The organism is Methanococcus voltae PS (assembly GCF_024807035.1).
GTDB classification, from domain to species: domain Archaea; phylum AGJL01; class Methanococci; order Methanococcales; family Methanococcaceae; genus Methanococcus; species Methanococcus voltae.
Genome location: NZ_JANUCQ010000003.1, coordinates 250,071 through 262,496 on the forward strand (window position 1 = coordinate 250,071; position 12,426 = coordinate 262,496).

11 protein-coding genes are annotated in these 12,426 nt (G+C 29.5%); 8 read left to right on the forward strand and 3 right to left on the reverse strand.

What is annotated here, in order from left to right; translation table 11 throughout:
* Window positions 1-22 precede the first annotated feature (22 nt).
* Entirely contained in the window at window positions 23-1,138 is a 1,116-nt protein-coding gene (gene priS / locus M2325_RS06855; RefSeq protein ID WP_259052303.1) for a DNA primase catalytic subunit PriS, read from the reverse strand.
* 260 nt (window positions 1,139-1,398) lie between these two features.
* Here priS and mfnF point away from each other — a divergent pair, with 260 nt between their 5' ends.
* From mfnF to M2325_RS06870, 3 genes are all read left to right on the forward strand, one after another.
* On the forward strand, window positions 1,399-2,406 hold the full coding sequence (gene mfnF, locus M2325_RS06860) for a (4-{4-[2-(gamma-L-glutamylamino)ethyl]phenoxymethyl}furan-2-yl)methanamine synthase (RefSeq protein ID WP_259052304.1): 1,008 nt from the start codon (window positions 1,399-1,401) through the stop codon (window positions 2,404-2,406).
* 183 nt (window positions 2,407-2,589) lie between these two features.
* Window positions 2,590-3,789 carry an argininosuccinate synthase gene (locus M2325_RS06865; RefSeq protein WP_209591368.1) on the forward strand — a complete coding sequence of 400 codons (1,200 nt, stop codon included), beginning with the start codon at window positions 2,590-2,592 and terminating at the stop codon, window positions 3,787-3,789.
* Window positions 3,790-4,056: 267 nt separating this feature from the next.
* Entirely contained in the window at window positions 4,057-4,440 is a 384-nt protein-coding gene (locus tag M2325_RS06870) for a CxxCxxCC domain-containing protein (RefSeq protein ID WP_209591369.1), read from the forward strand.
* 352 nt (window positions 4,441-4,792) lie between these two features.
* Here M2325_RS06870 and M2325_RS06875 read toward each other — a convergent pair whose 3' ends face one another.
* Window positions 4,793-4,993: a TRAM domain-containing RNA chaperone gene (locus M2325_RS06875; protein WP_209591370.1), complete on the reverse strand. Its 201-nt coding sequence runs from the start codon at window positions 4,991-4,993 to the stop codon at window positions 4,793-4,795.
* 343 nt (window positions 4,994-5,336) lie between these two features.
* On the opposite strand from M2325_RS06875, the gene M2325_RS06880 reads away from it, so the two are divergent.
* The 5 genes from M2325_RS06880 to M2325_RS06900 all read left to right on the forward strand — a co-directional run bounded on the left by M2325_RS06880 (window position 5,337) and on the right by M2325_RS06900 (window position 11,242).
* Window positions 5,337-6,080 carry a 7-carboxy-7-deazaguanine synthase QueE gene (locus M2325_RS06880; protein WP_259052307.1) on the forward strand — a complete coding sequence of 248 codons (744 nt, stop codon included), beginning with the start codon at window positions 5,337-5,339 and terminating at the stop codon, window positions 6,078-6,080.
* 330 nt (window positions 6,081-6,410) lie between these two features.
* Window positions 6,411-7,496, forward strand: coding sequence for a class II glutamine amidotransferase (locus M2325_RS06885; protein ID WP_209591372.1), 1,086 nt, complete (start codon window positions 6,411-6,413; stop codon window positions 7,494-7,496).
* Window positions 7,497-7,591: 95 nt separating this feature from the next.
* Window positions 7,592-9,124, forward strand: a complete 1,533-nt coding sequence (locus tag M2325_RS06890; RefSeq protein ID WP_209631816.1) for a glutamate synthase-related protein — start codon at window positions 7,592-7,594, stop codon at window positions 9,122-9,124.
* Window positions 9,125-9,286: 162 nt separating this feature from the next.
* Entirely contained in the window at window positions 9,287-10,060 is a 774-nt protein-coding gene (locus M2325_RS06895) for a GltB/FmdC/FwdC-like GXGXG domain-containing protein (RefSeq protein WP_259052309.1), read from the forward strand.
* Between the two features lie 90 nt (window positions 10,061-10,150).
* Window positions 10,151-11,242, forward strand: a complete 1,092-nt coding sequence (locus M2325_RS06900; RefSeq protein WP_209591375.1) for a Coenzyme F420 hydrogenase/dehydrogenase, beta subunit C-terminal domain — start codon at window positions 10,151-10,153, stop codon at window positions 11,240-11,242.
* Between the two features lie 70 nt (window positions 11,243-11,312).
* On the opposite strand, the gene M2325_RS06905 is transcribed toward M2325_RS06900, so the two are convergent.
* Window positions 11,313-12,359, reverse strand: a complete 1,047-nt coding sequence (locus tag M2325_RS06905) for an mRNA surveillance protein pelota (protein ID WP_209591376.1) — start codon at window positions 12,357-12,359, stop codon at window positions 11,313-11,315.
* Window positions 12,360-12,426: the final 67 nt, after the last annotated feature.

The following is a 12,426-nucleotide window of genomic DNA, read 5'->3' on the forward strand; positions in this document are numbered from 1 at the left end:
TTATGGAAATTAAAAAATTAAATTAGTGTTTTTTCAAAATTTCAAAATTTACTCCGTGTCCATATAAAAACAATAATAGACTAGCCGGAACTTCTTTACTCTCTTTAGTATATTGCTCATTTTTAATAGTAACTTCGTCAATAGCAGTATTTATTCGTATATCATAATAAGTTTTAGAAAATTCTGAAAATACTGCGTCAGATAATGGTTCAAAAAAACCATTTGATAATGTATCATACTTTATTTCTTTAACCATGAACCCAGTGAAACCATGTAATGAACCAACGGTTCTTAAAAGTCTAATATCATCATCCATTACTTTTTCATCTAGTTCCAATCTATTTTTAGTTTTATTTATTATATCCAATAGTAAAGGTTTTGATTTTTCCCTGGTGGATTTATTAAGTTCCTTGTCCCAATTATTAGAGTTTTTAAATGATTTAATCGGAAATTTATTCTTTTTAAACTGATTTGTTAAAATTGTCTTCCAAGCACTTCCCATATGATTTAAACTTAAATTTTTACCCAATATGAATTCTATAAAATATCTACGCTCATTTTTACCCCAGTGTTCAATTTCTTCTTTTATTTGTTCATTTTTTGGGTCAATATATATGTGATATCCCCTATTACCTGAAAAAACTATTTTTAAATCATTTTTAGAAAATCCAAAAAATGGAATTAAATATTCATCAATCAAAATCAAAGTTTGATTTTTTGCTTCTTCTAGGCAATGTTCACATAGCCAATTTTCTTCGTGTTTACATTTCTCAGTTTTATGGGTATCAATATCAAATGCTATTTCTCGCCTAAACAATTTCTTTTGATTAGCACCACCCATATTTTCAGGGTGTTCCATATACGATAGCGACTTATACAAATGAAGTGGAGAGTTTTTAAGCACCCATTTTAAATAATCGATATTGTTCTCAAAACATATGTTACGATTATCTACTTTTTTTGTTATACCAAAACCTATTTCTCTATGAGGTAAATCCGTTGGTATTTCTAGCCATTTTCGTTTTATCGCATATTTATAGTATTCACTATATAAATTAGATATTTCACTAAATAAGGAATTTCTATCCTTTGAATCATTTTTGGAATCTAAATTTTGGGTTTGAGGTACTGATTTCATAATATCTTAATCTTAATATAATTTAAAGAATTTAATAATTATTATATAATCTTATAAATTTATGTTTTTATCATAAGTTATGAGATAAAATTTTAATTAAACATTTGATATATCTTTTAAATTATATAATGTTTTATATATTTCATAAATATATTAGTCTACTAATTATCACAATATTTAAAATAATTAATAGCATATTATAATATAATCATAATCATATTTTGTAAATATATTCTATTGAAGATTAAAGAGGGATTTTTATGAAGATTATTGGCGTAGATATTGGCGGAGCAAATACCAAAATAACAGAAATTGATGAAAAGGGCAAACACAATATAAAACATGTGTATTTGCCAATGTGGAAAGAAAACCATAGGTTAACCGAAGTTCTCAAAAATAATTGCCCAGAATCTGATTTTAAGGTAGCATTGGTTATGACTGCCGAACTTGCAGACTCCTACGCTACAAAAGAAGAAGGAGTTGTTGCAATACTAGATGCAGTTTTAGAAGCTTATTCTGATAAAATACCTGTTGAAAACATTGAAGTATTTGATACCGAAGGGAATTTTATAAGTGTTGAAGAAGCTAAAAACAATCATATGCGGGTTTCCGCATCCAATTGGAGAGCTACAGCTGAATTAATAAAAGAAATTGATGAAAATTGCATATTTGTAGATATGGGGTCTACAACTACAGATATAATACCCATAAAAAATGGCAAAGTTTTGGCAAATGATAATGACTTAGAAAGATTGATGAACAACGAATTACTGTATATCGGAACGTTAAGAACCCCCCTATCCTTTTTAACTAATCAAATTAATTTTAGAGGTACTTTATCAAATGTATCTTCGGAATACTTTGCAATTACTGGTGATGTATCCATTATTATGGGTAAAATATCTGAAAGTGACTACACCTGCGAAACTGCAGACGGTAAATCCACTAGTTTAGAAGATAGCTTAATTAGAATATCAAAAGTATTATGTACTGATTTAAATCAAATATCTAAAGAAGAAGCCATAGAAATTGCAAAAGAATACTATGAGGCATGGAAAAAATTAATAGATAATAATGTATCAACAGTTTCTTCAAAATATGGATTAAAAAATGTTATTATTACAGGACTTGGAGAAAAAATATTAACCGATGCTTTAGAATCCAACTATAACATCAAATCAATTACGGAATTATACGATAAAGATGTAAGTTTGGCCACCCCAAGTTATGCAGTTGCAAAAATAATGTACAACAGATTAAAAATTTAAAAATTTAAGAAAAATAATGAAATAAGATAAAAAAATAAAATAAGATAAACTAAAAAATATACGAAAATGAAAGATATAAATACATAATAAACTAATGGAATAGTAAATAAATTAATATAATTATATTAGTTATAAAATTAAATCATATGAAATTATTTAAACTAGACAAATATTGGTGATTATATGGAAAAAGAAAACAAAAAAATCGCAGTATTGGCATACTCTGGTGGATTAGATACAAGTTGCTGTTTAAAATTATTGGAAGACAAATATGATTACAGCGTGGTTTCAGTTGCTGTTGATGTAGGACAACCTGCTGAAGATTTAGTTGAACCAGAAGAAAAAGCTAAAAAATTCGGTGTTTTAGAGCATTACACTATTGATGCTAAAGAAGAATTTGCAAAAGATTATATATTCAGAGCTATCAAGGCTAACGCTTTGTATGAAGGCTACCCATTATCAACCGCTTTAGCAAGACCACTTATAGCTGTTAAAATTGCAGAACTAGCAGAAAAATTAAATGCGTCAGCAATTTCACACGGCTGTACTGGAAAAGGAAACGACCAATTTAGATTTGAATCAATTATGAGAGCTAAATCCCCTTCAATAGAAATTGTAGCACCAATAAGAGATTTAAACTTAACTAGAACTGAAGAAATTGAATATGCAATGGAAAAGGGTATACCTGTACCAGTAGACCTTGAAAAACCTTTCAGTATCGATGAAAACTTATGGGGTAGAAGTATAGAAGGTGGAGTACTCGAAGACCCAATGTACGAAACTCCTGAAGAATGCTTCGCTTGGACCACAACTCCAAAATTAGCTAAAGATGAAGAGGAATTAGTTACAATCGAATTTAAAGAAGGCGTTCCTGTTAAAATAAACGATGAAGAAATGGAACCTGTTGAATTAATAAGAAAAGCAAATGAGATTGCAGGTAGAAACGCAGTTGGTAGAGTAGACATCATAGAAGACAGAATTTTAGGTTTAAAATCAAGAGAAAACTATGAATGCCCTGGTGCTTTCTTACTCATAAATGCTCACAAAGCTCTTGAACAAATTGTATTAACCCGTGAAGAAATCAAATTTAAAGAAACAGTAGATTTCATGTATGCAGATTTAATATACAGAGGACTCTGGCATGAACCTTTAAAAGCAGATTTGGATGCTTTCATTGATAAAACACAGGAAAGAATGAACGGTATTGTAAAAGTTAAATTATACAAAGGTTCATTAAGAATTGTAGGAAGAAACAGTCCTGATGCTCTTTACAATGAAGAAATGGTTTCATTTGAAAATAAAGAAATGGACCAGAATGAAATTGTAGGTATGGTTAAATTCCACGGTCTTCAAGCTGCAATATTTGAAGGTCTTAAAAAATAAGATAATTGCCATATAATAATTAATTAGTAGCTAAAATCTTAAGATATTGCGAAAATTAATTATTAAAACAATATCATACATATTATACTTTTTAAATTTCAAAATTTAATTTAATAATATTTTTTTGATGTTGTAATGCGTAATTTTTTAAAATTTTTAATTTTAAAGCTCATATCACGCATTAGTTTCATAATTATCTTTTTTACCCCGGCTAATAAACTATAATAATATAATGCTATTTAAAGTATTATTAACTCAGGTGAAAAATTGAATAATTCAAAAATTTTAAAAAGAAGTTCTATAAATTACGATAAAAATCATTCAATAAACATAAGCGAAACTATTTTTCCAGATGAAATTTGTAAACAGTGCGGGAGATGTTGTATTGTACACGCCTATGAAGATTACGAAGGCGAAAAAATGAACGTAGTATACTGCAAACATTTAAATTTGGATACTAAAAGATGCAATATATACAAAGAACGTTTCCATACTGAAAAAGGCTGTTTATCCATGATGGAAGCTATTTTAGTAAAAGCATTACCCAAAGATTGTCCCTATGTAGCTCATGTTGAACACTATCAAGAGCCAAAGATATATGAAAAAATTAGAAACTCAAAAAAAGATGTACGAGCCATTAACGAAGATTAAATTACGATATACGGTACAAAATCTATTAAAATTAAAATTAATAATTTATTTAATATTATAATATAATTTTAAAGTATTATTTAAAGTTATTTTAAATATAAATCTTTTTATATTATTTTTTACAACTTCATGCAATATAACATATTGTCAATATCTTTTATTTACAATTAATTACAGAGTATGAATAACATTACTTCGATAAGCAAGTTCAAAATAGTTTAAAAATTAAATATTGAAGAATGTTATGCCCAACATTACCACAATTATTTATGAATAGTATAGTTATTAATGCAATATCTTATTCATATTTAATATGTAATTTGAATTATAACACACTTCATAGATGAAAAAATTAAATTTTTTCAGCAAAAGCGAATTTTTCTTTGATAGCAGTAACTTTGATAGCTACTTCTTCTCCTTTTTGTGCTTCAGGAACAAAGATTACGAATCCATCAATTCTTGCGATACCGTCTCCGCTTTTACCCATGTCTTCAATTGTTACGTTGTATTGTTCTCCCTGTTTAACAGGTATTATTTTACTGTCACTGTTCATTTTTTCACCTTTACACCATGCAACTAGGTATTTGAAGTAATGCTATAAATCATGAATCATTATAGATTGTATTTACCTATATTTGGCATTTATATATATTTCATACTGCATGATGATTTAATAATAATTCATAGACTTTATAGTATATATAGATAGTTGTATGAAATTAAAGTAGTAAAATATATTAACTTAAATTTTTTAAAAGCCGCTCCTTTTAAAATTAAAGGTTTATAAAAAAAAGGCAAATTACAGTTTAAAATTAAATATATAATCAATATATCTATTAATTAACAAATTACATGTGTAAACTTAATATATCTATATTCAAACATAGGTGATAGTAATGATAAGAGAAGTTTTTTCATCAATAATGGGCGAAGGAAAATACATCGGAAAACGATTTATATTTATAAGGTTTAAGAAATGCCCTTTAAATTGCATATATTGCGACGAACCAAATACTAGTAAAGGAGTTCCACAGTTTGAATATATCTCAGGGTCAGGAATTATTGAAGAAATCCCTGATTTAGCCGAAAAATTGGTTGAAAACATTGAAAAAATAAAAACTCCAGACTTATTCGCGGTATCCTTTACCGGAGGAGAACCTTTAGTTTATTCTAAATATATTCAAAAATATGCTAAAGAATTACGTGAAAAAGGATATAAAACATTTTTAGAAAGTAACGGTATGTTTCCCGAAGCTGTAAAAGATGCAGATTACTACGATTATGCGTCAATTGATATTAAATTACCAGAACATTTTGATAAAACAAATAAAGTTATAGAATGGGAAGAATTATATAATAAAGAGCTTGAAACGATTGCAAATCTTTATAAAAACGGTACTGAGGTCTATGCAAAAGTAGTAATATTTGAAGATACGTCAAATGAATTAATCGAAAAAATTGCAAGAGATATTTCAAAAATAGGTAATATAACCCTGTGTATACAACCAATAACACCAATTGAAGGATTAAATATAAAACCACCTGCTCAAAAGAAGATATTCGAAATCATGGAGCTTTGTGGTAAGTATGTAGATGTAATGTTTACACCTCAAATCCATAAATGGATGAATATGTTATAAAATACATTTAATTATACCTATATACTAATTTTTTCAATATATTAATATATTTTTTAAAACTTAAATCAAAAACATTAAAAGAATAGGGATTTATTATATATATTTGAATATCCATTATACTTAATACCATATATAATTAATAATAATGATAATAACATACATGACGAATATCAAAAATCACAAAATTTTAAATTTATAAATTTTTTAAACTTTAATCTAACATTTCAAAATTTTAAATCTATAAATCAATAGATTTATAGATTTCCATATTTGATAATGTATATAAATTAGATTATCCATACTACTATAACCCAAAAAAGGAGGATTTTTATGTGTGGAATTATAGGTTTTATGAGTAAAAAAGGTAGATTAATTAAAGGAGATAAAATTGCCAAAGCTTTGGATAGTTTAAGGGACAGAGGCAATGGCGAAGGTTCTGGTTATGTAGGATACGGAATATACCCAGAATATGCTGACAAATATGCAATCCACGTATTTATAGACAATACTGTAGATTTCCCACAAATAAAGTCCAAAGTTGAAGAAATACTACAGAGATATGGGATTATTGTAAAAGATGAAGAGATACCTGTAGACGACTCAGTTATCAAAAAAGAACATATTTCTTGGAGATTCTTCTACGAAATGGATGAAAAATATGCTGAAATCGAAGAAGATAAGATTGTTGAAATGGTAATTGAAATTAACTCCAAGATTGATGGAGCGTTTATATTCTCTAGCGGTAAAAACTTAGGCGTATTTAAAGCTGCTGCTTGGCCAGATGAAGTAGCTAAATACTTCAAATTAGACACTTATGAAGGCTACATGTGGTTATCACATGCTAGATACCCTACAAATACTAAAGGTTGGTGGGGAGGAGCTCACCCATTCAACTTATTGGGTTGGTCTGTAGTGCACAACGGAGAAATTACAAGCTACGGAACAAACAAAAGGTATGTAGAAAGCTTTGGATATGAGTGTAATTTATTAACAGATACCGAAGTTGTAGCATATTTATTCGATTTATTATCTAGAAAGCACAAATTACCAATAGAATATGTGATAGGTGCATTAGCTCCAAGATTTTGGAAAGATATAGATAATATGGACGATGAAAAAAGGAAAATATGCGAAGCAATTAGAATGACCTATGCAGGGGCTGCAATGAACGGACCATTTGCAATTGTAATAGGTACAAATCAAGGTTTAGTCTTCTCAAACGGCGAAGTAGACAATAAAAACGATATGTTAGGATTTACAGATAGAATTAAGTTAAGACCACTCGTAGCTGCAGAAAAGGACGATTTACTATTTATATCTAGTGAAGAAGCTGCAATTAGATTAATATGTCCAGAATTAGATAGAGTATGGATGCCAGATGCAGGTAAGATGACTATCGCAAGATTTGAAGAATAATTTTAAAATAATCATAGAAATCGAAAAAATAAAATTAAAACTTAAATTAAACTTTAAAGTAAAAATAAAAATAAAAAATTTAAGGGAGTGAAACAATGATTCCATCAACTGTTCCACCAAAATATAAAATTACAATTGACCATGACAAATGTATATTGTGTGGTAGATGTGCAAAAGAATGTGCTTGGGACGCTATCAGGAAATCAAAAGATAAAATCATAACTTACGACAATAGATGTGGTTCATGCTTTAGATGTGCATCAATGTGCCCTAGAGATGCAATTACAATTATTGAAAATCCTTCACAAGGTAGAAAACATCCTGTATGGACCCCCGAAGCAAGACAGGATGTATTAAACCAGGCTAATTCAGGTTGTATTTTATTAAGCGGTATGGGCAATGCAAAAGACTATCCGATATACTATGATAATATAGTATTGGATGCTTGTCAGGTTACAAATCCATCAATAGACCCATTAAGAGAACCTATGGAATTAAGAACATATATTGGTTCAAAACCTGAAAAATTAGAATTTGAATATATTGAAGAAGAAATTGATGGTAAAAAAGTTAAAAAATCAAAATTAAAAACTAAAATAGCTCCTAATTTAAAATTAGATACCCCTATAATGATAGGACATATGTCATATGGTGCTATTTCACTAAATTCCCATAAAGCTATGGCAAAAGCTGTAAAAAGATGTGGAACATTTATGGGAACTGGAGAAGGTGGACTCCATAGGGATTTATACGAATATTCCGATAATATAATCACTCAAGTTGCTAGTGGTAGATTTGGAGTTAATAGTGAATATCTTTCAAAAGGAGCTGCAATTGAAATTAAAATAGGTCAAGGTGCAAAACCAGGTATTGGTGGACATTTGCCAGGTGAAAAAGTTTCAGCTGAAGTTTCAATGACTAGAATGATTCCAGAGGGTTCAGATGCAATATCACCTGCACCTCATCACGATATTTATTCAATTGAAGACTTAGCACAACTTGTAAGAAGTTTAAAAGAAGCTACTAGATGGAAATTACCAGTATTTGTTAAAATATCTGCAGTACATAATGTAGCAGCTATTGCAAATGGTATTGCAACTTCCGATGCGGATGCAGTTGTAATTGATGGATTCAAAGGTGGAACTGGTGCTGCACCTAAAGTATTCCGTGATAACGTAGGTATTCCTATCGAAGTAGCTATTTCTGCAGTCGATGACAGACTAAGGGAACAAGGAAACAGAAATAAAGTAAGTATTATCGCAAGTGGAGGTATTAGGAACTCTGCTGATGTATTTAAGTCTATTGCCCTAGGTGCTGACGCGGTATATATTGGTACAGCTGCAATGATAGCTATGGGTTGTACAGTTTGCGGTAGATGCTACGGTGGAAAATGCTGTTGGGGTATTGCAACTCAAAGAGCTGATTTAGTTGAAAGATTAGAAATTGAAGAAGCTGCAGATAGAGTTTCAAATTTAATTGGTGCTTGGACTCATGAAATTAAAGAATTACTTGGTGCTGCAGGTATAAACTCTATTGAAAGTTTAAGAGGAAATAGGGATAGATTAAGAGGAATAGGTCTTAATGAAGTAGAATTAAAAGCTTTAGGATTAAAACAAGCTGGTTTATAATTCCTATCAAAATATATTAAATTATATTATTAATTTATTAAATATAATATAATTTAACCAAATATTTTGAATTTACCAAAAATAAAGTAATTAATAAGATTTTAAAGATTTTGCAATATTAAAATCCTAATTTAGTTATTGCCTAATACCAAAGGTGAAATAATGAGTAAAGAAGTAACAATAGATACTTCCGGTATATACTACAAAGAACTAAATGAGCAGATAAATGAGATTATTAAAGATAATCCGGATTTAGAACGTATAACATTAAATAATGTTTTAGGTCAAAGGTTTATAGGAAACGGAATCTCTAAAAATAACTTAACAATAGTTATAAACGGAATACCTGGTGGAGACTTGGCTATGTTCATGAAAGGCCCTAGGGTAGAAGTTTATGGAAATGCTGACCATGCTCCAGGAAATACATTGGACGAAGGAAAAGTTATAATTCATGGCAGTAGTGGCGATGCTACAGGTCACTCCATGAGAGGCGGTTCTGTATATGTTCAAGGTAGTGTAGGCTATAGAAGTGGCATACATATGAAAGAATATAAAGGTAAAACTCCTGTTTTAGTAATTGGAGAAACTGCAGGCGACTTTTTAGGCGAATATATGGCAGGAGGCATTATTATAAATTTAAATATACAATCTGAAGATACCGAATTTGTAAAAAATTCAATGTTAGGTACCGGAATTCACGGTGGAGTAATATACATACGTGGAAAAGTTAACGAAAGTCAACTAGGAGTAGCTGCAGATATTAAAGAATTTAAAAAAGAAGATTTAGAAAAAATCACATACTATATTGAAGATTATTGCAATGAATTTAATTACAGCGATGAAATAAAAAATAAATTACTAAATTCAAATTATACAAAAATTGCCCCAATTTCAAGCAGGCCATTTAAAAAATTATATACTCCAGATATAAGATAATCTTGACGATTGAAAATTACAAAATAATATTTAAAGATATTATTAGCACTTAAATCAATATTGCAATAAAATTACCATTAAGGTGTTATCATGATTACTAAATCATATTTAGATTTAAAAAAGGAAGTTTGGGATATTGGAACTTGTTCAGGCTGTGGAGCATGTGTTGCAGTGTGTCCTTGCGACAACATATTTTTCATGGAAGACGAGCCTATGCGAGTTGGATGTGACCAGATAAAATGTGGAAAATTGGATTCAAGTGAATCACCATTATCTTTCGACTTTTGTAAAGTTACAAATTACAATGTAAAATGCGGCGCTTGTTACGATGCCTGCCCAAGAACTTCGTCCGGCTTATTAGCTAAAAAAATCCCTGAAGCTCCAATTGGAGATTTCATTGAGATAAAAACAGCTAAAGCTAAAAAAAGCAATGGTTCCGTTCAGAGCGGAGGTGTTGTAACTGCATTATTAGCAGAGGCTTTTGATGAAGATTTAATAGATGGCGCAATCGTTATGATTGAAGATAAATGGACTATGGAACCAGAATCTTATTTGGCTACTTCAAAAGAAGAAGTTCTTAAGTCATCAGGTAGTAGGTACAGCTGGAATGTACCAATTTTAGAAGCATTAAGAGAAGCAGTTTATAACAAAAAACTTAAAAGATTAGCTGTTATAGGTACACCTTGTGTTATGGACTCTTTGAATTCAATAACAAGTTCAAATAATGATTTATTGAAACCATTTGAAAAAGCCATAAGATTCAAAATAGGTCTTTTCTGCTATGAAACAATGAAATACGGCCCTTTGATGGAAATGTTAGAAAAAGAAGGCATTAATCCATGGGATATTAAAAAAATGGACATTGAAAAAGGAAAATTCATTGTTTTGCTAGATAATGGAGATATGAAATCCTACAAAATTAAAGATTTAGAAAAACTAGTAAGAACCGGTTGTATGTACTGTAAAGATTTCACAGGGTACAACTCAGATATATCTGTTGGTAATGTTGGTTCACCAGAAGGTGTTTCGACAGTTATCTTAAGAAATCACTGGGGCAAAGGTTTATTTGATAAAGCCGTTCTTAATAACCATATTGAAGTTAAAGAACCCGTTAATACTGATGAAATTACAAAATTAGCCAAAATGAAAATTAAAGATAGAAAAGATATTTTAATTAATTAAATTTAATATTCTTTAAAATTTATTTTTTAATAGTTTGAATTCTATTAACCTTTATTATTTTATTGATATATTATTCGACAGGGAATCTTAGTAATGCAGCTATTCCCCCTAGTGCTTTAAGCTGTTTCCCTGATTCATGTTCTGTAGATACAACTACCAATTCTCCGTTTGAATTTTCAACTTCAATTACCATTTGTTCAATATTTCTTCTTTTAGACCTTAAATATTGGTCAGTTATTAATAATTTTTCAATTGCACAGTAATTTAAAGCATTTTCCACTTCTGCTAAACCATAAGCTGCAAGCCCTTTTTTAGATATTTCTTCAAGTAATTTTTCAACTAATTGCGATTCCTTACTCAAACGGGCTTCTCCATATATTCTATCAATTATACCGGATTTTAAAACTTCTTGTAACCCCAATCTACCAGTATGATTACTTGATTCTACAACAATATTCGGGGATAATTCCTTATATTTTTCAGAAACATACTTTTGGAAGTTGTTTCGTGCAAAACCCGTCCCTGTAACTAGTATTTTTCCAGAAAATTCAGATATAATTGATGCAATTTCAGAAAAATAACTAAAACGCATTTGTTCATTTTGTTTAGCACCTAAATTTTTAGAAATTCCCGATTTTAGTTCTGCTAGTTCTTTTACACCATATTCTCGAACTACATACACGTTTGCATTGTGTTCATCCAATACTACAACCACTATTTTAGGGTTCTTTGACGAGTTCTCAGCTTCTTTTAATCGCTTTAAATCCCAAGGTTTCCAATTTTTTTGTATGGAAACCTGACTCAGTGGTTCAATGTCGATAGTATGGTACGAACCTAATGGAATATCATCTGGTCCATGAATTATTTTACCATTTACCCTTAAACGATTTGTATCTTCATGAAATGATATTTTTTCAGCCTTTATACCCAAATAAACCTTTCTCTTTACACCCCGGTCAGCTCTTAATTTATCCCCTTTATCTTCAGTTCTTCTCTCAGTTAAAGCCGATACAGCATTATTATATTGTATAATATTCGATAAATGCCATAAATCATCTAAATTTTCAGGCATTAGTTTTATTAGATTCTTTTCAGGAATTTGATTTATTATTTTCATTATATCTCCAAATTAGAACTTTAAATTATTATTTGGTAGCTAATTAATTTTAAAATATTACAATATT